Below are 25,171 nucleotides of genomic sequence, written 5' to 3' on the forward strand. Positions count from 1 at the left end.
AGTTCTACAAAAATATTTTACCGAACATTCGGTAATCTAATTATTTAAATTTTTTTATGTTGCTAAATATTTCTTCTCAATTTTAATTAAAGCATTTTTAAATATTGTAGTGTCATTCATGCATTTAGTAACAATCAAGCTACCTTGAATTTCAATTATGACTTCTAACGCTAATTCTCTAGCTGTATCTGGTGATTGCTGTAATGCAATACCAATAGATGTAAATGCGTTTACCCAACTAGTCATTCCGTCATTAATATTCTTTTCAAATAAATTTAACGCAGATTGCATGGAGAATGCTCTAAAAATACAAGGCTCACTGCCGCCATCATATAATTTTTCAATGCTAGACAATGCTTTTTTTAGCCGTACTTCTGGCAAACCTTCTTCATCTCCATTTAAGACATCGAATATATTTTGGGTTACCCATTTCTCAATATCTAAAAGTACGGCAGCTGCCATTCCTTGTTTTCCTTTGGGAAATCTATGATATAAACTTGCTTTTTTTAAGCCGGTAATTTGGGCTAGTTCATTGAGGCTAGCAGCTTCATATCCTTTCGATTTAAAAACTTTCGAAAGTCCATTAAGCATTTCCTTGTCCATTATCTTTTGTGGTCTCATAAGGCAAAATTAAAATAATTTATTTATTTACCAAACGTTCGGTAACTAATTTTTCCATAATACATATCTTTCAATACGTGTATTAAAATATTTAAAAAAAAAGCCAAATAATCTCTTTTAACCAATAATTTTCTAAAATCAGTTTCTCCAATCTGTTTGACTTTTAAATTAATATATTATTATTTCATCTTTAGACTTTCTGTTGTCCCAACCATTTCAAAATCGCTTGATTATTTCTACTGTCTTTTCTTATTTAATACAATGACCACAATCTAAACTTATGACCTGTGCATTAATAACAAAATCTGTTAAGTTTTGGAGTTTTGGAATCATATCCTGTTCGTCATATATCATAAGTGTAGGATGTTGAATAATTGGGTTTTGTCCGCAAAAAATTTTATTCCTCTATCAGTGTAATGGTTAGGTCGAGAAAGCCTTCATTATAACTAACCAAATCTAGCTGATAGGTGTAATTACCATTAGTCAGCGGTGTTTCACCAACATAATCTATTGGTTGTATAGTATACGTTTCCTCTCCAATATTCAATTCTACATAGGCATATCGATAGGCCTTGTTGAAGTTTTTGTATTCAGAAACTTGGTTGGACTTTAAATTACCATAGTTTGTGGTATTGACTATAATATTTTTAAAGTCCATATCAGTGACATTAGATAAGCGAATGTTTACATCATTATTGGAATCATCTTTTGAACAATTAGAGAAAAGACAAATTGCAAAAATTAAGATTAAAATTTGTTTCATTTTTATTGTTTACTGTTTAGATAAGTCAATCACATTAAATTGATTATAACTATTTGCCAATTCTTTAGTATAATCGCCAGTTACAGGCTATATAGGTTAATATTCGTTTTACACTGACCTTTCTTTATTGTTCATGTTTTTGTTTTCGTTCTTAGCCGCTATTATTTATGTACCGTGTTGTAAAATGTGTTTTAATTAGTTTGTTCCGTTTTTCGCATCAATAAGTCCCTTTTGCATTTCTTCCTTAAATTGTGAATATGGGTAATCGACAAGACCTGCTTCAAAATATTTGATCGCATTTTGGTAATCTTTGTGTTTTAAATAAAATTGGCCAAAACGATTTTGCCAGTAGCCTGAAGAATATCTTTTGGTCGTCAAGACGTCACTGAATTCATTCATAAAGAAATTAAAATATTCAAAATTATCCCTGTTCCATGCTAACCAAATTAATGCATTTTTTGTGCTATTATCTATTTGTCCATCACCCCCAAAACGTCGTGCTCTTTCTTTGAAATAATTAGTCAGGTAATTCATTCCGCCTAAATCTATAAATTGTTGAATACTTTCAAAAACTGGTGAATCGTAATTATGATAATAGTATTTCAAACCTTTATATAGCGCTAAATGGGCTAATGATTCATGCACTTCATCATTAAACAAATCGTATTTCCAAATAAGGTTCTTAGGATTGTTCTCTTTTAATATTTTATGGAATGCATCTGTTGAACCTATATAATAAATATCTTTTCTGGAGTTGGCCATAAAGAGATATTTATCTTCTTTTGAAGTAAACTCTTTCACTAAATCTTCAGAAGCAAAACCACCGTCAGTTATAATAGCTCCATTAAATTCCCTCGTTGTTAAAATTAATTCACTTATATAATAAGCGGCAGCTTCCCAGCCAAAAATGACCCTTTCATTATTTGTCCTGTAATTAGTATCTATGTAGTGTACTATTTCATTAATTAAGAATTCAGTAAACTTTTTACTTTCATCATTGAACAATGTTCTTCTTAATGGATTGCTATTGTTGATACCTACAACAATCATTTCTGGTATAGCACTAGGAGTTCGTAGGCTTTTTTGAATTGCTACGCCACTTAAAAAATACCATTGTCCATCTAAAATATATAAAACAGGATAGTCTTGACTTGAATCTGAATAACTATCTGGTAAGTAAATTTGAATTGTCCTATCTTGGTTTAATATAGCAGACTTAATAGTATGATTAACGCCAATAGTAATTTGAGAGCTATTTTCCTGTGCTATACCAATTGTACTGACAAAACCGCAAATGATAAAAATGAACCTTAACTTCATGGATTTGAGTTGGCTTAAAGTTAATATTTTCAAGTTAGAAGGATGGCAAAACCAAACTACAGCCATTGTTGCAACCTGTGTTTCTATTTTAAATATTAAATTTTATTCCCTGTAAAATAGAAAAAGTTATCCATTAGTTTTCTTTTATTCATACTCAATCTTGTAAAAATTGTAACTGGCCTAGTAATTAACATTGTTTTAAAATTCAATACTTTTGGCTTACCAAATTCAAATTGATTATCATGAATAGAATTTAAAATTTCAAACCCTTTACTATTTGTTTTAATTTCACCATTGTTCCATAATTCCCATCCAAATTTAATTGTAATTCTATTTTTTCTAAGAATTATAAAATCAAAATCAATAGAGGCATCATAAGCACAATATTTTTCAACTACCTTCCAATCTTTTTGGTATAATTCATGAATATATTTCCTCCAAAGTTTATAATTTATATTAACGGCAGTCTTCATTTCAAATATTGGCTACAAGGTTTGGTCCAGGTGTAGGCGGAGGCGAGGAAACTTTTTATTACCATCTACTCACGCAGCAAAAGCTTATTGTTTAGTTTTATTTTTTTATTCAAAGCTAAATAGGAAGATTTAGCGACTTAGAAAATATACACAGACCTTTAGATTTAGCCCTAATGTCCGCATTTTTTCATTCTAGGCTTTGTTTTAGCTAGTTTCTTGTTTTTAGGTATTCTTTGATTCTAGAGTCAAATCTTGGGTCTTTCCCATAATCATAACCGTCCGCTTGCCCAAACTTTAATTTAAAATCTAGTTTTGGTTCTGAATAAACACCACCACAACCGTATGGAGATTCTGAGTTCAAAAACCAGAAACCATAGATTATCTCTCCATTTAAAATCATGGCAACCGCTAATCCGTCCAATGGAATTTTTAGTAAATCAATTTTTACTCGTCCTTTTTCTGTTAAAATAAGTTCTTGAGAATTCCAATCGAAATGAGCAATATCTGAATCTGTTAGAATTGGTTTGTCAAATAGGTCCTCCTGATTAATCTTTAAATCACAATAATTTCCTTTCCTATTATTTTCAAGAAAGTCTATTGACCTCCAATTTAATTGATATATTTCAATTCCATTTTTACCATTAAAATCACATGAAAAAAGTAAAAGAGTAAGAATGAACAACAAACATTTCATATTTTTTAAATTAGGCATATCGTGTTTGTATACTATTAGTTGCGTGGTTCAAGTACTAAATTTAGCAAATAAATCACATATAGAAAGTGCTCCAGGACTTTGGCAAGTAGGCTAAAAATCAGTAATTAAATTTATACGGTGTTGCCAATTCGTTATTTTTAATCGTTCATATTATTCAATCATTCAGATTTCCATATTCAGCGTTTGAGTGAATTTAGTCAGCATTTTAATTCGTAAGCTTATTAATTTCAAGTAAAGCAGCAAGTGTAATAAATTTCAAAATATGCGATATTATAAGTACCAATAACACTCTTAAAACTAAATATATTTTTTTGTATTGGTATCCTGAAAAAAATTGATAAAAGAACCAAAAAGCATAACCAAAACCAATTAACGCATATATATTAATTAGTGGTCTTATCAGCGATTTATCATCAATGAAAGCAAATGATAAGGTAAGAGGTAATCCCAGTACAATTAAACCAGACCAAGAATAGATATTCATTATTAAATGTTCAGCAAAATTCAGTTTGCTTCTTCTAAAAAACAGATAACTGGAAATAGTTGTGACACAAATAACAATTAAATAGGTAAGTTGCGGATAAGTTTCGAAAATTTGATCCAGCGAATCCCCAGAATTCTTAAACATTTCCGGTAATGTCTCATTACTATTTACATTGCCAAAATCAAGCAAAAATTCAATTGCAATTAGCAATATTAATAGACTAAAAGCATTAATATGTCGTATTCTTTTTCCTTGAATATATTCTCTGATGCTATGCCCAGGGCGTATAAAAAGCTCTTTTATAGTGAAGAAAAAACTTTTGTTAACGTTAAAAATTCCGTTTAATACTCCATTATCAAAAATATAACTAAACGAAAACCGGTGTGTTGATGTTTTTTGTCCACAATTTGGGCAGAAATTTTCCTTGACCGAATTATTACAATTTAAACATTGCATTTATTTGTGTTTTTTTCCTTAGTTAAAAATTGCATTCCACAATGAATGGCAACAACTAAATATCAGTACCAGTAACTATATTAAGTTGTTGCGCGTATAAATTTAATTGTGGAAATAACTATTCTACTTCTTTCATCAATACCTCAATGGACTTTTCCAATTGTTGATCAATACCCTTTACAATTATCTCTGGTTGGTTTTTAATTAAAATATCTGGATTGGTTTCGTTGTTCTCCATCCACTCACCTGCTTTGTTCTTTGCACTAATTGGAACAACGCCCCAACGCCCACCATTGGGCAAACGTTCCCAACCGGCCCAACTACAGGTGCCCGGTACCGGCATACCAACCGTTTTACCAATTTTTAAATCAACATATCCACTTGCAAAGCATGAACCATCACTGTACATTGATTCATTGAACATGGCCAATGTAGGCTTGGTCCATCTAGACGTAGGTTCACCGCCTACTACCCTGGTCTCCGTTTCATAGGACAAAAAGGGTACTCCCGTAAAGAACATGGCCAAATCCGCAACTAAATCTCCACCTCCATTAAACCGCGTATCTACAATAACCCCCTTCTTGTCATTAAACTTACCCAACATTTCTTCATAAATGCTTCTATAAGGCCCGTCACTCATACCGGGAATATGCACATAGCCCAATGTACCGTTACTCTTTTCCAATACATCCTTTTCATTGATGTTGACCCAGCGCTTATACAACAATTTATTTTCTTCGTTCAAGGAAATGGGTTTTACGGTAATTTGCTTTCTTTTGTTATTGTCTCCCAGAATATCCAACAATGTGAATTCCCCTTCTATCCGGTTTAAGTAAAAGGCTGCATCTACTGTCGTATCTATTTCAATACCGTTTATCCTTTCAATGTTCATTCCCGGTTCTATATCAAATCCGGCTTTGTCCAAGGGTCCATTTTTAATAACCTCCATAATCCTTAATCCTTTACCCAAATAACCATAATCTATAAAAATACCAAGAGAAGCTGTCTTATCGCCGTTTTCAATTGTATCGGTGAACCGGCCTGCGGCATGGCTTACATTCAACTCTCCCAACATTTCCGAAATCATTTCTGCGAACTCATAATCATTGCCAATGTGCGGCAAATACTTTTCATATTCGGTACGCATAAAGTCCCAATCTACACCATGAAAGGTAGAGGTATAAAAAATTCCCTTTGTCCTTAACCATATGTGATCGAACATATATTCTCGCTCCGCATCCACGTCCAAAACCATTTCGGCATTTAGTTTTACCGGTTCGGTCTTTTTTGCCGTTAAATCAACTTTTGAAATCTTACCGTCCGCTAAAAGAAACAAATTTTCCTTTTTTGCATCCCATTGCAAACTTCCGGATTTGGCTCCCAAGGCAACCAATTGTTTGGTGTTCTTGGTCCGTATTTCGGTTTCCCATAGATTAAGATTTTTTTCAAAACGGGTCAGGTAGTATAATTTTTCGCCATCCTTGGACAACACGGCATCCGCCAATAGAGAAGAGTGAATGGTTAAACGGGATTTTCTTTGTTCCACATCTTCTAAATCAAACATCAAGGGTTTTACCTCTTCTTTTTTATCCGCCTTCTTTTTCTTCTTATCATCATTGGAAGCCGCTTCCTCTTTTTCCTTTTCCGCATCCTCTATCAGTTTTAACAAATCATACTCTTCCTTGGATTTGTTGAACTTGTCCCATGCATTTTTATTTAGGAACATACTGTACACATCTAATTCTGACCTACCGCTTGTAGCGTAACTTTTAAGACCATCCCTATTGGAGAAATATAGCAACTGGTTTCCTTTGTCTACCCATTTTGGCGAACCATCATAATAGCCACTTTGCGTTAAATTCTTCCTTTGCTTGCCATCCTTGGAAATCAGCAATACTTCTGAATTACTTAATGATACCCCCCAGCTTACCAGCAGCCAATTACTATCTGGGCTCCATTTAAAATATTGGTCTCCATCTTGCATATGGTAAAGCTCCTTAGGGGTTAGCAATGTAAATTCTTCCTTTGTTTTTAGATTCTTCACTTTTAAGGTTCTTCTGCCTTCTACATAGGCTATATAGGTACTGTCCGGGGAGAATTCCGGTAAATAAATGTCTTTGTTTGAACTCACTAGTGTATCCTCCCTAAAAACGGTTGCAGCAAAAAAATAAGGCTCCTGTAATCGTGCTTTTGAAGTTTTAAAAATGGACCACTTGCCATTTCGTTCACTTGCATAGGCCACACTCTGGCCATCTGGCATGAACTTTACAAATCTTTCCTGTTGCGGGGTATTGGTAATTCGCTTGGTCAACGCACCATCTACCGAGGTAACAAAGACTTCCCCCCTGCTTATAAAAGCTATTTCCTTTCCATTGGGCGCTATATCCATTTCACTTACACCACCGTTAATGGAAATATACGCGGTAGGGTTATTTTCTTCTTGTGTTCTAATGATGATATTAACCTTTTTTAGATCTTGACCCTCCTTAAGGGTATAAATTTCACCGTCATAGCCAAAGGCCAATATATTGTTTCCTATACTTAAAGAGCGGACGGGATGTGTCTTGAAATTGGTTAGTTGGGTAGGCTGAAGGTTTTCATCCAAACTTTTGGAAAATACGTTGAACGACCCTTTGCGTTCACTTAAATAAAATATGGTCTTTCCATCCTTTGCAAAAACCGGATTACGGTCCTCCCCCTCAAAATCGGTTAATTTTACATGCTCCCCTGTTGCGGGTGTATACGACCAAATATCTCTGGTAATGGCAGATACATGATGCTTTCTAAATACATCTTCATATCCTTTTTTATCATGATAGACCATTTTTGTGCCCTCATTGTTTATCTGAACATCTTCTGCTGGAACGGTCAGTACCTGCTCCACGCGCCCTCCTTCCTTGGAGACACTATAGAGTTCCGGTTGTGTGCCGGTAGGATATTGTCTGTGCGTAATGGCATCTAACCGGGTTGCCCCAAATAACACCTTATCATTTTCCGCGGAAAAACAAAACGGTGTTTCATCATTGCTATGAAACGTTAGTCGGTTTGCGGGACCACCATCTGCATTCATTACAAAAACATCAAAATTTCCATACCTATTGGACGAGAAAGCAATGTGCTTGCCATCCTTACTCCATACGGGAGCGTAATCATGGGCGGCATGAAACGTTAGTTGTTTGGCAAGACCACCAACTGCATCAACGGAGAATAGATTGCCCTTATAGGTAAACGCTATGGTTTTACCATCTGGTGCTATAGATGGATACCTTGCCCATTTAGGGTTGGTTTGGGCAAAACCGGCAAGGGTAAAACAAGCCAAAATTATGGCACAAATAAATTTTCTCATACGTTATTCGTTGATGGTTAGCTGGTGGGTAAGGTAGGAAATTGATTTGTTTGCCACAAAGGAAGAATGACCAATGGATCGGTTTTCTACATACTTGGCATTACCCTTAAATCTGTTTAATTTTATAAATCAATAAATATCCTGATTTTGAACGAAGAGCAATATTGGACACAGCGCTATAAGGAACACCACACCGGATGGAACATTGGATACCCGTCTACCCCAATAAAAGATTATATAGACCAGCTAGAGGACAAAGAAATTATAATATTGATTCCCGGTGCGGGAAATGCCTATGAAGCGGAATATTTATGGCAACAAGGATTTAGGCAGGTACATATTTTAGATATTTCTATTTTACCATTACAAGCTTTTATTGAACGAAATCAAAGTTTTCCTAGATCACAGGTGCATCATGGGGATTTTTTTGATTACCATGACCAGTTCGACCTTATCCTGGAACAGACGTTCTTTTGCTCCTTTGTACCTACGGATGAAAATAGAAGGGCCTATGCCAAACATATGGCCAGCCTTTTAAAACCTAATGGTAAACTTGTTGGTGTCTGGTTTGATTTTCCCTTGACAGAGGACATGGAAAATCGCCCATTTGGAGGGAATAAAGAATTATATATCAGTTATTTAACCCCTTATTTTAAAACGATCACTTTTGATCGCTGTTACAATTCCATCCCCCCAAGATTAGGTAAAGAGTTGTTCGGTATTTTTGAGGTTCTGTGACCATAATTTGTAGCGCGCAGTCTTCTGCTCGCTTTTCGTTGTCCCAAGTCCTTTTTCGGTTATTCTGGTTGAGTTCCATTAACAGTTTGGATCTTTGCCACATCTTACGTTATCGAGATGTTAGGAACACTGATCTTATGGATTGCATCTTACCTTGCTATTAAAAAACTGAACATTGCTCGCTGATTCTGCCACGGATACGAACAGCAGCACACTGAATACCGTAGATCTGCAACAAACAACCAATAACCAACACCAAAACTGTTAAAGGATTATAGATTCTTCAAAAGTATTCACTGTTAACATCCTTTTAAGAATACTTCCCTTTCTTTTCTGCTATTTTTAGAAACATAACTAACAAACCACTCAAATGACAAGAAAATTACTCTCCATTTTGATGCTTTTCGCATCTGTTTTACTTACTGCCCAAGAATTTAAAATGGACCTCGTACAGGACCTTAAACCCCGTAATATTGGACCTGGCGGTATGAGCGGCCGGGTTACGGCAATTGATGTCGTTATCAGCAATCCAGATATTATGTATGTAGGAACAGCTTCGGGAGGTTTATGGAAATCTACCTCAGGCGGTATAAAATGGGAACCTATTTTTGACAAAGAGGTCACGGCGTCCATAGGTGCGGTCGCTATTCAACAAAATAATCCTTCCGTAATCTGGGCAGGGACCGGTGAAGGTAATCCTAGAAATAGTTTAAATGGAGGGTACGGTGTCTTTAAATCCTTGGATGGGGGAAAAACCTGGAAATCCATGGGGCTTGAAAAAACGAGACACATCCACAGAATAAAAATAGACCTCATGAATCCTAATACCGTATATGTGGGGGCCATTGGTTCCCCTTGGGGCGAGCACCCGGAACGTGGTGTCTTCAAAACTACGGATGGTGGCGAAACTTGGGAGAAAGTTCTCTTTGTAAATAATAAAACCGGTGTGGCGGACTTGATCATGGACCCCTCAAACCCCAATAAACTGATTGCGGCAATGTGGGAACACAAACGTGAGCCTTGGTTCTTTAACTCCGGTGGTGCCGGCAGTGGACTATATATGACCCATGACGGCGGTAAGAATTGGAAAAAATTGACCGAAGAGGATGGGTTGCCCGCTGGTGACCTAGGAAGAATTGGTGTGGCCATAGCCGCAGGCAAACCTAATGTGGTCTACGCTTTGGTAGAGGCCAAAAAGAATGCGCTCTATAAATCTGAGGATGGTGGATTTAAATGGAAAAAGGTCAATGATAAAGGAGATATAGGCAACAGGCCTTTTTATTATTCCGAAATTTATGTAGACCCGGAAAACGAAAACAGGGTATTTTCTGTCTTTACCTATGTCAACGTATCCCAAGATGGCGGTAAGAACTTTGAACAATTAATGCCGGCCTATGGAGTGGATAACGGGGTACATCCAGATCATCATGCTTTTTGGATACATCCGGAGAATGGTCAGTTCATGATGGACGGTAACGATGGCGGACTCAATATCTCCAAAGATGGAGGTAAAACATGGCGCTTTATCGGCAATTTGCCGGTGGCCCAGTTTTATCATATAGCCACGGACAACGATTATCCGTACAATGTTTATGGCGGAATGCAGGATAACGGTTCTTGGCGTGGACCAGCCTATGTTTGGAAAGCACAGGGCATTAGAAACAGTTACTGGCAAGAAATCAGTTTTGGAGACGGTTTTGACGTAGTTCCCGATCCTGAAGATTCTAGATATGGCTATACCATGAGCCAACAAGGTTTTGTACAACGTTTTGATCATGAAACAGGTAACAACTATATTGTTAGGCCTACCCCGCCAGATGCAAAAACAGAACTGCGGTTTAATTGGAACTCGGCCATAAGCCAGGAACCTTTTGATAATAGCAGCGTATATTTTGGAAGTCAATTTGTTCATAAGAGTAGTGATAAAGGTTTGACCTGGGAAATAATTTCCCCTGACCTGACCACTAATGATCCAGAAAAACAAAAACAAAGTGAAAGTGGTGGACTTTCCATGGATGCAACAGGTGCAGAAAACCATACCACGATTTTGGTCATTGAACCTTCTTCAGTAGAAAAGGATATGCTATGGGTTGGATCAGATGATGGTCGTGTGCACTATACCCAAAACGGTGGTGAAACCTGGACAGAGGTAACCGCCAATTTAAAAGGTCTGCCCAAAGGAAGTTGGATTCCCCAAATTAAAGCATCTACACGCAATAAGGGTGAAGCCCTTTTAATTGCCAACGACTATAGAAGGTTCAATTACACCCCTTATGCATATAGAACAAAGGATTATGGCAAAACATGGACCAGGATTGTAGATGCCAATGATGTGGAAAGTTATACCTTATCTATTATTGAAGATCCTGAAAATCCTAATCTAATGTTCTTGGGAACGGATGACGGGCTATACCTATCGTTCAACGCTGGAGAAAAATGGCAAAAATGGACCGAAGGATTTCCTACCGTATCAACAAAGGACCTGGCCATACACCCAAGGGAGCATGATTTGGTCATTGGTACATTTGGAAGGGCCGCATGGGTGTTGGACGATATACGTCCGTTACGAGCCTTGGCAACGGATTTAAGTATATTGAACAAGGACGTTGAGCTATTTGATCCTCCTACCGCTTATCAAGCAGCCTATCAACAACCAACGGGAAGCCGTTTTGGTGGAGATGCCCTTTACCAAGGTGAAAATAGAAAACAAGGTGCAATGATTACATACTACCTGAAAACGGGCAATAAAAAGGGCAACTCAAAAAAAGATAAGGAGGAAAAAGGTACCACAAATAAAGCCGATAAGGGCAACGTGGCCAAGGATTCTTTATCTACAGAACAGCCCAAATTAACCGGGGTACAGAAAAAGGATTCTATACAGTTTGATTTTTATGATAGTGACCGACTTATAAGAACCTTAAAGTATAAGACGCCTGAAAAACCTGGGTTTCATAGAATATACTGGGGAATGGATGAAAAAGGACCGGACAGGCCATCCCGAAAAATTCAGACTAGGAAAAGGGAATCCGGCGGTGTAGACGTTAAACCGGGAACGTATATTATTAAAATGATGTATGGGGATGCAATTGAAGAATCCTCCATTACCGTAAAATCAGACCCACGTTTACAAATTTCACCAGAAGCAATCAATGCAGTATATACCAATGGAAAGCTTTTGGAGTCCTATTTGCAAAAGGCTTCGGATGCCGTTAAGCAATTGGTAGAAAGTAAAACAGTCGCAGAACAATTTCAGAAAGACCTCAAGAAATTGGACGAGAAGAAATACAAGGAACAAATTGAAGCATCCAAAGATATTATCAAACAAACAGATTCTGTAATAGCCCTTTACCTGGGTAAGGTAGATAAGCGTCAAGGAATTACCCGAAATAAGGAAATTACGGTTATGCAACGGCTTCAAAACGCAAGAAGCTATGTAGGATCCCGCAAAAATGGTATGACCGCTACAGAAACCCAATTAATCAATTTTGCCAAACAGGAATTAGGAACCGCATTGGACAAAACAAACAGTTTTTATACGGATGATTGGGCAAAATACAAAGCGGCAATGGAACGTTTGGACCTATCGCCATTTAAAGAAACCAAAACATTTAACATCAATTAATAGATAAAGAAGAGGATAAAAAATGAAGAACATTTTAGCTATAATGGCATTATGCATTGCTACACTACATGTCAATGCCCAAAATGAAGGTACGGGTGAAGATGATTTTGGCAGTTGGTTCATGTATTTTGGCACTAATAAAGTTTCAGATAAATGGAGTGTTCATACAGAAGCACAGTTTAGATATTATGAAATGGCATCCAATTTTAACCAATTGTTATTGAGGACAGGTGCAAATTATCATATCAATGACAACGCTATAGCTACTTTAGGATACGGTTTTATAGAAACGGATCCTACCTTTAGTGCTTTTGATATTCTAGGTGATGATGTATTTTTTGAAAACAATTCCATATCGGAACACAGGATCTTTGAACAGTTTATTTTGAAAAATAAGGTATGGGAATTTAAATTTGAACATCGTTACCGATTGGAACAGCGTTTTGTGCAGGACAATTATACCAATGTAAGCAATACCTTGCACCGGGCCAGGTATAGAATACAGATGACCTTGCCCCTAACCGATATCTTTTTCTTAAATTTCTATGATGAAATTTTCATAAATCTACAAGACAATGCTTTTGGTCAGAACCGTGCCTATGCCGCACTTGGGGTAAATGTAACTGAAGATTTAAGCATGCAATTTGGATACCTGAAAAATCATTTTACCGGGGCTAATTTTGACCGTTTGCAGGTTGGGGTATTCTATAATACGGATTTAAGCGGTCTGTTCAAGAAAAAGGAATAATTTTCAGCCTCTTATAAATGCAATCGTTTTTCATGTTAAAATCGATTGTATATGAGCAAAGATTGTAGGTATTAATATGTAACTTTATGGTCTAACCTAAAAAACATGAATATGAAAATATTAAAATTTGAAATAGCATTTTTAGCGCTAATTGCAGCCTTTAGCTGTAAAGAGGTCAAAAAAGAGACCAATGAGGCCAAAGAAGAAGTAGAGGAATTAATGGAAGAAGCCAAAGCGGAAATGAACGAAGAGGTCACTACCATTAAATTCATGATGGAACCCAAGAGCGATAGCGAGGTAAAAGGTGAAGTTACTTTTACCGAAGAGGATGGTGAAGTGAGCATGACGGCAAATTTAACCGGTCTTTCTGAAGGAGAGCATGCCATACATATCCACCAAACTGCAGATTGTTCTTCTGCTGATGGAACATCTACCGGTGGACATTGGAACCCTACCAATGAACCACATGGAAAGTGGGGAGCTGCAGAAGGCTACCATAAAGGAGACATCGGTAATTTTACCGCTGATGCAGATGGTACTGCCAATGTTGAGTTTTCCACAGATGAGTGGTGTATTGGTTGTGGTGATGAAAACAAGGATATTCTTGGCAAAGGAGTAATCGTTCACCAAGGTGTAGATGATTTTACTTCACAGCCCAGTGGTGCCGCAGGTGCACGTATAAGTTGTGCCGGTATTATTGAATAGAGTCAATTATTTAATTTTTAAAAGCTGTTCATAGAACAGCTTTTTTTATATTTAACGGATATAAAAATTTATCCATGCAATTAGACCTATTGGTAGAACAGTTTAGAAAGAAGGATCCCAACGCTTTCAAAACCTTACATGAAATGTATGCCGACAATATCTGCGGGGTTATCAATACCATTGTTAAAAATGATAGTGTGGCCCAAGAAATTTGTCAAGATGTATTTATTAAAATCTGGAACAATTCCGAAAGTTATAATTCCAGTAAAGGAAGGTTCTTTACTTGGATACTAAACATCGCCAGAAATGCAGCTATCGATGAAATACGCAGTAAAACGTATAAAAATCAAAAAAAGAACCTTTCTGCAGATTACTTCGTAGGTATTTTAGAAAGCAGGGAAGAGGAACATATGGCGGTAGATACCAAAGGGTTAAAAAAACTTGTGAAAAATTTAAAGGAAAAATGTGTTCAGATCATTGAACTATTATATTTTAGAGGTTACACGCAAAAAGATGCTGCCGAAGAGCTGAACATTCCTATAGGAACTGTAAAAACAAGAAATAGAAGTTGCATTTCCCAACTAAGGGAAAACATGGAAAGCATATAGAATGGATGTACAAAAATACATAGCATCGGGAATATTGGAACTTTATGTGGCCGGTATCCTTTCTGATAAGGAAAATTTGGAAATAGCCAACTATGCCAAGGAATATCCGGAAATCAAAAAGGAAATTGAAGCCATTGAAGCTTCCATATTGACTTTATCCAAAAAAGCATCTCCGGGTGTTTCTTATACCTTTCAATCCTTAATGGACAGAATTAACAAGGGAGGTAAGGTTATTTCAATGAATAAACGATCTAGTTCCGCTATGACGTATATTGGTTGGGCCGCCTCATTATTATTGGCAATTGGTCTGTTCTTTATGTACCAACAAAATCAGGAACTTAAGTCTAACATTGAAGTTGTTGAAAAACAAAATACTTCTTTGGAACAGCAAATAGCGGACACTGATTCTTCATTGGAAAAAACGCAAGAATTATTGAATACGATTAGGGACAAGGATATTAATGTTATTGCCCTTGGCGGACAGACGGTATCCCCTACCTCCTATGCAAAGGCTTATTGGAACAAAAAAGAAGAAAAAGTTTACATAGATGCCAAAGGCTTACCGGAACCACCAGATGGTTTTGTGTACCAAGTCTGGTCTTTGAAATTATCGCCCCTTACACCAACAAGTATGGGACTCCTTGAAGATTTTGCTACAGATGAGAACAAGGTATTTGCTTTGAACAATCCTAACGAATCAGAGGCATTTGGAATTACACTTGAACCAGCGGGCGGAAGTGAATCTCCCACCTTGGAACAATTATATACACTTGGTGTAGTGTCCGCTTCTTAAAAAATATATGTATTGTTTAAAAGGGCAGTTAGTTATTAACTGCCCTTTTTTTATTATTTTTCGCCCATGGATTTAAAGAAAATTTTTGGGACCGTATTGACCTTATTAGGTATTGGCGGTCTGGTATACGCGGCAATCTTATTTGGAAACAGTTCCGGCACTACCAAACAACTTATTGTATATGGAGTGTTGGGCGCAATATTTTTCTTTTCGGGCATTGGATTGATACGAACGACGAGTAAGGGTTAAACGATTATTGAGGGTTATAGGTCTTTGCTTACCTTATGTAGACCAAGACTTTTAACCAACCATTTAGGTAGTGTTTTATACGGATCTCTTTTCTTGAGATTTAAATAAATGCCCAATGATTTTACGATAGGTACCTTATGGGTTTCTACCAATTCTATCAACGTACCGTCCGGATCTTCTATATAACTAAAGTGACCCGCGGCATCTCCCATATCAAAACTGTTGGAACTATCCACCGTGAAGGGCGTTTTCAGAATCTTGGCCTTTTCCCTTAAGGAGTCCATACCCTGTACATCAAAACAAAGATGTATATAACCCAAATCTCCCCATAAACGGTCTTTGAAAATTTTTGTAGGCGTACCTTGTAGCATTTCCACCAATTCTAATTGCGTAGGACCCAATAAATCTCCAAAACCACCTATATGCTTACGATTTTGACCAAGGATTACCTTTCTATACTTTTTATTGGCTGCAGTACCATTAGTCTCTATATCATCATACAGCACTACCGTATAGCCCAACATCCTTTTATAAAATTCTATGGATCGCTCCATATTGCTAACTCCTATAACAGCACCCATAACACCACCACATTTAGACTTTTCCGCACTGAACATATAGGAATCCTGTACCATTTGCACTTTATTTCCAAATGGATCATCAAAATAAAAACTGGCACTATGTGGTAATGTTTTTATGATATCGGTTAACTGCAATACCCCTATATGTTCTAGGTAACCATGCATGGCAACAAGGTCCTTACACCTGATCTTCATGGCATATATTCCAAGATCACCCAGAACAATATCATTTTGAGCAGCTGCGGGAAGCCTATCCTTAAATTGCCAAATTTCCAGACCGCCACCCCCAACTAAATTTAATGATAAATAGGCATCACGCTTTTCTGCCTTACCATTGGTATACCGTGTCATTAACGACGCAACTGCCTCATCCTTAAACAATAACACATTAAAACCTAAATGCTTTCTATACCAATTAAATACGGTTTTAGTATCCAAGACCCCAATACCAATTTGCTGTATACCATTTATTACCTCAACCATTATATGGGGTTCGTATCAATTTATTATGAAGACTTTTTAATGTGCAACTGGGACAACCCAATTTGAACAACATTACTAAAAGCAAATTGGAAAGGTTAACCCTAAGATAAGAATTACACTCATACTTACGGGCAGAGACCACTAGATCATTTTTTATAATGGTATATGGCACCTTGCCCTTTTTCATTCGGTTAAAAAATTCAAAATCCTCCATAAGCACCTGTTGCTCATCAAACGCGCCTAAATTGTTAAAAACAGATTTACGTATGAACAGACATTGGTCTCCCCCTCCGGTAAAAAAACCATCCCTTGCGGTAAACGATGCGTTCATTTTAAGAAACCATGTTTCCTTATCAAACCTATAGGAAAAGAAACCGGCATCAAAACCATTCTCCAATCGGTCTAAAATATTATCCAAAAAATTGGCCGGTGGTAAGACATCTGCATGTAAAAAAACCAAAACATTGCCCATAGCCATTTGTGAAGCTTCATTCATTTGGGCCGCACGACCTTTGTTAATACAATTGATTACATTAACTTTTGGAATACTGCTTAGCGATGACGTTGCGTCATTTGTTGATGGGGATGCGGCAATGATAACTTCCAGAAGTTGCCGGTGATGTAAAAAAACCGCACTGTTAAAAAGACGTTCCAAATTAACATACTCATTATGTGCTGGTATTATTATACTGATCATATATTCGTACTACTTTTGGAAAATTTTTACCTTAGAAATACCGTCTTTCAATTTTTAATGTTTTGACTTTCCTCTACCTACGCAAATTGATGAAAATAGTTTTAATTCTGATACAAATTATAAAAAAAGGTCTTTGTAATCACTTAATTATTGATACGACTAACAATCCACAAACCTTTTCCCCATATTTACGTAATTAAGATACTCTAATAGTATATATATGAAAAATTACCTGTATTCCTTGTTGGTGTTCTGCTTTACATTCTTGGTCCATTGTGAAAATATAAACGCACAAACTTCGACAGATATACCAGAAGACTTTAATAAATTGTCAGAATTATTTCTGCAAAAAATCATCGATAAAGAAAACACGCAAGAGCTACAGGATATTTTCGCTAATACCAACATTGCAACACTTGACAAGGCCCTGGATTCCAATGCTAAAAGGTTGGCATTTTGGATAAACATCTACAATGCGTATATACAGGTGATATTACAGAAAAACCCAGAATTATATGATGATCGTGGCAGTTTTTTTAAAAAAGAGCAAATTAAAATAGCCGGAGAAACCATTTCGTTTGCCAAAATAGAACACGGTCTTATACGAAAGTCGCAATTTGAATATGGCCTTGGCTATATTAGAAAATGGTTTCCTAATAAATTTGAACGAAAATTACGTGTTAACGATCCCGTGTATCAAATTCATTTTGCCTTAAACTGTGGCGCAAAGGACTGTCCGCCAGTAGCAATATATGAGTGGCAACGTTTAGATGAGCAGTTTAATAAAGGTACCCAACAGTACCTTGAAAGAACCACCGACTATGACCCGAGTACCAAAGTTGCTACAATTAGTTCTTTATTTAATTGGTTTAGGGGCGATTTTGGCGGGAAAGGCGGTATTAAAAAAATATTGAAGAATAAAGGTTTTATTCCTACTACCAAGGGTATAGACTTGGAGTATCAAAATTATGACTGGACTTTGGACCTCAATAATTTTATTGAGCTTTAATAAGTTTAAAATGCCTCATTTATGGTAAAATAAAATTGACCACCTTCACTGGAGATTCCATAGTCTACCCGTAATCTTGTACCTTCCTTTTTGTTGACTATATATCTGAACCCACCACCAAATGCACTTTTGTAGGAGGTATTAATGGCCTGGCTCAACGATGGTATTACAGTTCCAGAAGCACCAAATACAGCTCCTTTAAATCTTCTATAAATAGGAAAACGCAATTCCGTTGCCAAACTAATTTCATTCTTATCAAGATAACGCCTGTTATCAAATCCCCTTGTTCTCTTGGTTCCCAAATAATTTAAATCCTGAAATGGCGTACCACTACTACGGTTACCAAAAAATAAGTTGGAAGCTAAAATGATATCACCTTTTATTCGCTGATAATAGCGGGTATCCAGCTCAAATTTACGATAGGTGAAATCAGATCCCAGCCATGGGGCACTATTGTAAAAGACCCCCTCTATATACCAACCTTTTGTAGGGTGAAATATATTATCACGTGTATCGTAAAGGGCCAACAATCCAATATTGGATATTGTTCCCCCATCCTTTCCTATAATATCCGCTGTTGCATCAAGAAGTCCATTAGGTTCTGGCTCCAATACATTATATCCATCAAATTCATAGCCCAAACCAACTGAGAATCCTTTAAACAATTCCCTATATGCAGCTAGGCGAAACCTAGGAAAATCTGCAGTATACAGTTCTTTGTCCTCCTCTCTGGAATCCATTCCCAATCCGTAATAATTATAGAAATATTTATAATAGCCCAGCTCTCCCTTAAACCTCCAACGTTCCTCATCCAAATAAAATTCATATGGCATGAACATTAAAAACTGTTTTTTAGAGGTAAAGGTAATGCCCAGTTGTACGGAAGAGGGTCGCGTAGTTGTTTTTTCACCCTTTAACCTAAATGTGGATAGACCCAATGCCCCATATCCCAAACCGGTTTCCGGTGTATAGAATACTACGGGCAAGACATTTAATCTTAAGTTTTTTATAGTGTCCTCTTCCACTTGCTGTGATTGTCCATGTAAAAGGCAACACCCACCTGTAAGCAACACAAAAAGTATTCTTGCTATATTTTTTTGCATATGGGTAAAATAACGACATAATAGTTGCTATTAATGCTCTTAATGCAGTAAATACTAACTAGAATGGTAAATTTGCACTGGAATTATAATTTTCACCTCACTTCGTTATATGAAGGTCAACCTAGGTCTACTCAAAAAAATATGTATAGGGGCATTTGTATTGTTGGGCACAGTTTCCGCCACTCAATTGGGCAATTTAAAATTCTCCTTTGATTTTAGTCAGTTCTTTCCCGAAGAGGATCCGGACTTGGCGTTTTATGATGATTATGTTGAGAAATTTGGTACAGATGACAACTTCTTGCTTATAGCTGTAAAAAACAGTCCCAATATCTTTCAACACGAATTTTTAAACAATTTTGATTCCTTTTCCCGTGAAAGTAAGGGTTTTGAACATGTGTTGGAGAGTAGTTCCTTGACCACCCTATCCTACCCGCTAAAAACATCGTTTGGTTATACTACCCTACCCATTATACATATTGATGATACTTTACAATATGAAAAAGACTGGCGCAAAATTCAGGAAGATTCCTTATTTACCAATGTACTCATAGATGCACATAGGTCATCAATGGTACTGGCCTTAAAAACCGAGGATAATTTGGATTATAAACAGTCCGGTGTGTTATTGGACAGTGTACGTGCCTCCTTAAAAAGGCATCATTTAAATTCCTACCATATTTTGGGAAGGGCGTTTTTTTACGAGGCCATAGTGGATATGCAGAAAACAGAGGTACTAACCACCACCATTGTTGCCTCTATCCTTGTTTTTATAATCCTACTATTGGTTTATCGTAGTATGCCCGTTGTCTGGATTTCCGTATTTTCCATAGCCCTTTCATTGTTACTGTTTATGGGACTATTAGCAGTTTTGGGGAAAGAACTAAATGCCATGGCCGTATTTTATCCTGTGCTAATGCTCATTGTTGGTACGTCAGATGTTATTCATCTTACGGATAGTTATATACGAAAACTTCAAAACGGCTTACCGCGTTATACCGCTATACTATCTTCGTTAAAGGAAGTAGGTATGACTACTTTATTGACCTCGGTAACCACTGCAATAGGTTTTGTAACTCTTTTATCGTCTAGATTGGTCAGTATCCAAGACTTTGGAATCAATGCCGCAATTGGTGTTTTAGTTGCCTATTTTACGGTCATTTTCCTGACCGGTTCATTATTGATCAGTCTACCGGAAAAAAAACTGATTGGGGGCAAAAGTGTTTCTATAAAATGGACAACCTATTTATTGCGCCTAAATACATTTACTAGGGAATATCCTAAAAGTATAATTTTTGGGACCGTAGTTTTTACACTACTCTGCTTTCTAGGAATTTATCTCATAAAAACCGATTATGAATTTAAGCAAGCCTTACCGGCAAGAAGTAAGATTGCTGCAGATTTTGATTTTTTCCAAGAAAATTATGCAGGTTTTAGACCACTGGAAATTGCAGTAACCAGCAAGCCAAAGTTCAAAGTGACCGATTTTGAGGTTGCGCAAGAAGTTGAAAAATTATTGGTCCATTTAAAAACCCTTAAAAGCATTGGCAACGTACAATCTGCAAACTTGCCCTATAAAATCATCAATAAGGCCTACCATCTGAACAACGCTGATTATTTTAAGCTTCCACCTGACAAATCTACTTTTGAAAAATATAAAAAAGATGCCAATCGCTTAGTACGCAAACAATTGGGACAGTTTATCTCTGAAGATGAAACCGTGGCCCGTATCAACGGAAAGTTGCAAGACGTAGGAACGGACAGCCTTAGCGTAGTTTACAAAAGTATTACTGATTTTGCTACAACCCAGATGGATACTTCTATCGTTACGGTAAAGATTACAGGTAAAAGCATCTTACTAGATAAAAATTCAAAATACATTAGAAAAAATTTATTGGAAGGACTGTTGTACGGTCTTCTTTTAATTGGGGTGATCATGGCATTTATTTTCAGGGACATTAAAATTTTCCTGATATCACTTGTGCCCAATATTCTTCCAATTTTATTTGCCGGTAGTGTACTTGGTTTTTTAAATATACCGCTAGAGGCATCATTATCCGTGGTTTTTGCCATTGTTTTTGGCATAGCGGTAGATGATACCATTCATTTCTTGGGAAAATACAAACTAGGAATTACCCAAGGGCTAAGCAAAGAGGCCGCGCTGGAAAAAACCTTTGTACAGACTGGTAGGGCATTGGTCATCACCACCATTATCCTGTTCTTTGGATTTATGGTCATGTTATTCTCCATTCACCAACCCAGTAGAACAATAGGATTGATCATAAGTGTAACCCTGGTAACGGCCTTAATACTGGATTTACTCCTGCTACCGGTACTTTTAAGAAAATTGATTAAATAGAATTATTGGTTTTATTAAGCGTTTTTTGAAGAGATCTATACGCGAAAATTGTTTTTCCAACCAATAAAATCATTAAGCTAATCCATAATGTGAAGAGTAGGTATTCCATAACATTACTAGTTTTAGTGACAACATTTAGTTAACGTATTTAAGATGCTGGGGCATTTTAAATGTATTTGGTCGATAAATATATGCATTTCATCCATACAAATCTTAAAATCTGTTAATTTTTCGACGAAATACCTAAAAAATAACAGAGCCGCGGATAAACCACGGCCCTGAAAAAAAACAATCCAACCTAAAACAAACCAGAAATGAAAATAATTGGGCAATTAATTACAAATCTTGAATCTGCTTTTCCATATGGGGCCCTAGTTCATATAACGCCCCTATTAATTCTGCTTTAAGTTCCCTGACCTTGTCATAGATACCATTGGCCTTATATACTTCTGCCGCCTGATACAATAAAGCGGGCTCAAAGGTTTTTCCATAAACATGGGTATCCATTAATTCCATAGCCTTTTCTTTATCACCCTTTCTTAAATGGCTAAATGCCAGCCAGCTATATGCCTCTGGCGTAGGTCTGTTCATTACTTCACGATTAGCCAAATTGAGCGCTTTGTCGTATTGCTTGGTTTCGTCCAAGTACAACCCTAAATTGTATGCATTGTACATGTCACCATAGGCCGGGTCCTGAACCAAGGTAAAATAGCGATCTAAATTTTTTGTACGAACCAAGTCGTTACCCATATAATCCGCTATTTCCGCTTTTAGTAAAAAGTAGTCCGGAGCACGGTATGTCTCGGTCACGGAATCCAAAATTCTAATGGCTTCCTTAGGATTGTTATCATTAGAAAAAAGAATCCAGGCAATACCTTTTTTGGCATAGGCATTATGTTTATCAATGGCCAACGCTTTTAGATAATGGTCATATGAATCCTTTATTCGCCCTGCATGTCCGTAATAATCCGCCAAGTTGGTATAACTCCACAGCATAAGTTCACTGTTTTTAGCCGACTCCGCTTTTTTTCCTGCCAATTCCATAAATTTTATGGTCGTATCCAAATCTCCCTTATAATCGTTCCATTTGGCAAGACGAATCATATATCCAAAATCTGACATATTCCTTATACTATCCAAATACTTTTCTGCTAGCATATAATTGCCCAACTCCATATGGATATCAAAATAAAGGCGTTGTCCCTCTACTTTACTTCCATTTATCGCCATGGCCGAATCCGTTAATTGTAAAGCTTCCTTAAAACGGTGCTGTGAAATATAATTTCTTGCCAAAGCCCTGTAATAACCGGCCTTACCAATTGCCGCAATCTCTACGGCCCTTTTAAGGCTTTGCTCTGCCTTTTTCAAGTATTGGATATCCCCAGTCTGTTGAAAGTATCTACTGTATTCACCGCCTACTATACCAAAACTGGTAAGCTGCATACTATCTGGTCTAATTTTAGAGTTCCATAAATCAAAATATTTAGATGAGGTGCTCAATTCCTTCACTTCTAAATAATTATTATAATCCGCTTGTTGTGCTATACTCCCATTATTCTCTTTGGAACTACAGGAGGATATCAATATCATTATTATTAAAAGCCTTACAAATTTCATTAGGTTGTATTTTATTTTGGATTGTTTAAAAAAAGGGGAGCTTTTCAACTCCCCCGCCCTTCTTTTTCATAAGCAATTAGGGTTGTGCCTTTCTTATCATAGCTATTACGATAAGGGGAAGGCAACTTTTTATTCTGGAGCTCCCAAATATGGGAAGGTAGTACCTACAGTTGCGGTAAGCCCAACACCGTCTGAAGTTAACCTTGGTAAATCTGCCATACCGTCATCATTGGTATCCTGTCCACTAAATCTAGCACCGTCACCACCACCGAACAATAAAATCAATGAAACATCGATTACATCATCTTGAGGGGTTCTTCCGGTTAGTCCTACTGCACCATCATAATTTGGAGCACCACTACCTCCGTTAAAATATGTTGTTGGCAAATTTGGTGCTACTTCCAATACATCGTTGGCCAATACAGTTGTCAAAACCGTAGCCGTAACCGGGTTATTGGTATATCCATCATCTGTAGGTCCGTTCAAAATATCACCTAAAATATTAGGCTCAAAATTTACCGCTTCTGGGTCAGCTCCTAAAATGTTGGCATAAACATCATGGTATGCTTCCAATCTTGCTTCAAATGCAGCTTGAAACGTTGCTTCCATTTCAGAAGGGATAGAAACGTTATGCATTTCCTTGGTGGCCTCATCTGCACTTAATACCGTATTGATACCTGGTCTACCCATAAAATCCGCCTGTGCGTAGGTCCCAGAGAAATCCGGTTCCATAGGCTCCATCGCATCTTCACAAGGTTCACAGGTTGAACCGCCGCAATCCACGCCGGTCTCATCACCGTTCATAATACCATCATTACAGGTTGCAGTATCTACAACCGGTGTATTATCATCATCATTGTTACAAGAAGCCAAAGCCATCATTGCACAAAGCGACAAAAACGTATATTTTATATTTTTAAATTTCATTTTATTACTTTTTATAAGGTTATTATTGTTTAACATTGGTAGTTACCCAAGTTTTGTAAACAGGTAGTTGTAATACATTTACAGCGGTTGTTTCGCCGAGCATACTATTTGGTATTTCAATGACAATGGACATTGTGTTTGCACCATCAAAAGTATCTACTGCGGTTTCATCATCATCGTCTGTTGTATTGGGGTCTCCAGCCGGTTTAAACCCTAAGGGAGCCGTACCACCAATTACTTCGTTAAACTGAAAAAAATCAAAGAAAAATGCATCTTGCCTAGGGCCTGCAAATAACGATACCCCGTCTGCCGTAGTTTCTACAATTGCGGTTTCAGCCGAAATATCTACCGAACCTAAAGGGGAATCTACCATAACGGTACCGTTCAATCCGGTTTCGCTAGGTGCAACGGGTCCAAAAAAGTACATTTTACCGTTTCGTGGAATAGCTTGTATGACCAAATCTTCTACAAGATCACCGGTTCTGTCTATATTGATTTCCATCAATACGTTTTCATCAAATGTACCATAGGCCAAATCTGGCAGCACATTGGTTTGTAAGTCTACCGCAAAAACGGTATTGTCCGAACCTTCTGTAGGTTCAAACGCATAAAAATCGGCAATGTCTGCCGTTGTGTTGGTTACCCCGGGCGCATCAATATGATCTGCCGCAACTAAAAGGCCCCCAACTAAGGCCAAAGCCCCAAGTCCCATAAATAATTTTGATTTTTTCATTATCTTATTTTTAGATTAGAATCA

Annotated in this window: 22 protein-coding genes; 9 read left to right on the top strand and 13 right to left on the bottom strand. The window is 37.0% G+C overall.

Annotation, left to right across the window (positions count from 1 at the left end; genetic code table 11):
• Positions 1-54: 54 nt before the first annotated feature.
• The 7 genes from JM81_RS03955 to JM81_RS03990 all read right to left on the bottom strand — a co-directional run bounded on the left by JM81_RS03955 (position 55) and on the right by JM81_RS03990 (position 8,178).
• On the bottom strand, positions 55-621 hold the full coding sequence (locus JM81_RS03955; RefSeq protein WP_144800767.1) for a TetR/AcrR family transcriptional regulator: 567 nt from the start codon (positions 619-621) through the stop codon (positions 55-57).
• A gap of 397 nt (positions 622-1,018) precedes the next feature.
• Positions 1,019-1,384, bottom strand: a complete 366-nt coding sequence (locus JM81_RS03965) for a hypothetical protein (RefSeq protein WP_144800768.1) — start codon at positions 1,382-1,384, stop codon at positions 1,019-1,021.
• Between the two features lie 195 nt (positions 1,385-1,579).
• The gene (locus tag JM81_RS03970; RefSeq protein ID WP_261374952.1) at positions 1,580-2,770 is read right to left on the bottom strand and encodes an alpha/beta hydrolase; all 1,191 of its coding nucleotides are present in this window, start codon (positions 2,768-2,770) and stop codon (positions 1,580-1,582) included.
• A gap of 29 nt (positions 2,771-2,799) precedes the next feature.
• The gene (locus tag JM81_RS03975; protein ID WP_144800769.1) at positions 2,800-3,177 is read right to left on the bottom strand and encodes a hypothetical protein; all 378 of its coding nucleotides are present in this window, start codon (positions 3,175-3,177) and stop codon (positions 2,800-2,802) included.
• A 208-nt stretch (positions 3,178-3,385) separates the two neighbouring features.
• The gene (locus JM81_RS03980; protein WP_144800770.1) at positions 3,386-3,889 is read right to left on the bottom strand and encodes a hypothetical protein; all 504 of its coding nucleotides are present in this window, start codon (positions 3,887-3,889) and stop codon (positions 3,386-3,388) included.
• Between the two features lie 208 nt (positions 3,890-4,097).
• Positions 4,098-4,832 (bottom strand): DUF3667 domain-containing protein, encoded by a 735-nt coding sequence (locus JM81_RS03985; protein ID WP_144800771.1) that lies wholly within the window; start codon positions 4,830-4,832, stop codon positions 4,098-4,100.
• 118 nt (positions 4,833-4,950) lie between these two features.
• Positions 4,951-8,178 (bottom strand): S41 family peptidase, encoded by a 3,228-nt coding sequence (locus tag JM81_RS03990; protein WP_144800772.1) that lies wholly within the window; start codon positions 8,176-8,178, stop codon positions 4,951-4,953.
• 147 nt (positions 8,179-8,325) lie between these two features.
• On the opposite strand from JM81_RS03990, the gene JM81_RS03995 reads away from it, so the two are divergent.
• From JM81_RS03995 to JM81_RS04025, 7 genes are all read left to right on the top strand, one after another.
• Complete coding sequence (locus tag JM81_RS03995; RefSeq protein ID WP_315897741.1) at positions 8,326-8,916, top strand: methyltransferase domain-containing protein; 591 nt, start codon at positions 8,326-8,328, stop codon at positions 8,914-8,916.
• Between the two features lie 370 nt (positions 8,917-9,286).
• Positions 9,287-12,538, top strand: coding sequence for a VPS10 domain-containing protein (locus JM81_RS04000; protein WP_261374953.1), 3,252 nt, complete (start codon positions 9,287-9,289; stop codon positions 12,536-12,538).
• A 22-nt stretch (positions 12,539-12,560) separates the two neighbouring features.
• Positions 12,561-13,286, top strand: coding sequence for a DUF2490 domain-containing protein (locus JM81_RS04005; RefSeq protein WP_144800774.1), 726 nt, complete (start codon positions 12,561-12,563; stop codon positions 13,284-13,286).
• A gap of 111 nt (positions 13,287-13,397) precedes the next feature.
• Positions 13,398-13,991: a superoxide dismutase family protein gene (locus JM81_RS04010; RefSeq protein ID WP_144800775.1), complete on the top strand. Its 594-nt coding sequence runs from the start codon at positions 13,398-13,400 to the stop codon at positions 13,989-13,991.
• A 74-nt stretch (positions 13,992-14,065) separates the two neighbouring features.
• Positions 14,066-14,599, top strand: coding sequence for an RNA polymerase sigma factor (locus JM81_RS04015; RefSeq protein ID WP_144800776.1), 534 nt, complete (start codon positions 14,066-14,068; stop codon positions 14,597-14,599).
• 1 nt (position 14,600) lies between these two features.
• Entirely contained in the window at positions 14,601-15,392 is a 792-nt protein-coding gene (locus tag JM81_RS04020) for an anti-sigma factor domain-containing protein (protein WP_144800777.1), read from the top strand.
• A gap of 66 nt (positions 15,393-15,458) precedes the next feature.
• Positions 15,459-15,641, top strand: a complete 183-nt coding sequence (locus JM81_RS04025) for a hypothetical protein (RefSeq protein ID WP_089260059.1) — start codon at positions 15,459-15,461, stop codon at positions 15,639-15,641.
• A gap of 14 nt (positions 15,642-15,655) precedes the next feature.
• On the opposite strand, the gene JM81_RS04030 is transcribed toward JM81_RS04025, so the two are convergent.
• Together JM81_RS04030 and JM81_RS04035 are read right to left on the bottom strand one after the other, a co-directional pair.
• Entirely contained in the window at positions 15,656-16,705 is a 1,050-nt protein-coding gene (locus JM81_RS04030; protein ID WP_144800778.1) for a VOC family protein, read from the bottom strand.
• Positions 16,698-17,402: a glycosyltransferase gene (locus tag JM81_RS04035; protein ID WP_144800779.1), complete on the bottom strand. Its 705-nt coding sequence runs from the start codon at positions 17,400-17,402 to the stop codon at positions 16,698-16,700. Before JM81_RS04035 ends, JM81_RS04030 begins: the two co-directional genes overlap by 8 nt.
• Before the next feature lie 220 nt (positions 17,403-17,622).
• Between JM81_RS04035 and JM81_RS04040 the strand changes: the two genes are divergently transcribed.
• Positions 17,623-18,411: a DUF547 domain-containing protein gene (locus JM81_RS04040; protein ID WP_144800780.1), complete on the top strand. Its 789-nt coding sequence runs from the start codon at positions 17,623-17,625 to the stop codon at positions 18,409-18,411.
• A 5-nt stretch (positions 18,412-18,416) separates the two neighbouring features.
• Here JM81_RS04040 and JM81_RS04045 read toward each other — a convergent pair whose 3' ends face one another.
• Positions 18,417-19,514 carry a BamA/TamA family outer membrane protein gene (locus JM81_RS04045; protein ID WP_144800781.1) on the bottom strand — a complete coding sequence of 366 codons (1,098 nt, stop codon included), beginning with the start codon at positions 19,512-19,514 and terminating at the stop codon, positions 18,417-18,419.
• 109 nt (positions 19,515-19,623) lie between these two features.
• Here JM81_RS04045 and JM81_RS04050 point away from each other — a divergent pair, with 109 nt between their 5' ends.
• Positions 19,624-21,870 carry an efflux RND transporter permease subunit gene (locus tag JM81_RS04050; RefSeq protein WP_144800782.1) on the top strand — a complete coding sequence of 749 codons (2,247 nt, stop codon included), beginning with the start codon at positions 19,624-19,626 and terminating at the stop codon, positions 21,868-21,870.
• A 336-nt stretch (positions 21,871-22,206) separates the two neighbouring features.
• On the opposite strand, the gene JM81_RS04055 is transcribed toward JM81_RS04050, so the two are convergent.
• From JM81_RS04055 to JM81_RS04065, 3 genes are all read right to left on the bottom strand, one after another.
• Positions 22,207-23,487, bottom strand: coding sequence for a tetratricopeptide repeat protein (locus JM81_RS04055; RefSeq protein WP_144800783.1), 1,281 nt, complete (start codon positions 23,485-23,487; stop codon positions 22,207-22,209).
• A 129-nt stretch (positions 23,488-23,616) separates the two neighbouring features.
• Positions 23,617-24,414 (bottom strand): DUF4331 domain-containing protein, encoded by a 798-nt coding sequence (locus tag JM81_RS04060; protein WP_261374954.1) that lies wholly within the window; start codon positions 24,412-24,414, stop codon positions 23,617-23,619.
• A 22-nt stretch (positions 24,415-24,436) separates the two neighbouring features.
• Positions 24,437-25,147: a DUF4331 family protein gene (locus JM81_RS04065; protein WP_089260052.1), complete on the bottom strand. Its 711-nt coding sequence runs from the start codon at positions 25,145-25,147 to the stop codon at positions 24,437-24,439.
• Positions 25,148-25,171 lie beyond the last annotated feature (24 nt).

The sequence above is a fragment of the Maribacter sp. MAR_2009_72 genome, assembly GCF_007827235.1.
GTDB lineage: Bacteria > Bacteroidota > Bacteroidia > Flavobacteriales > Flavobacteriaceae > Maribacter > Maribacter sedimenticola.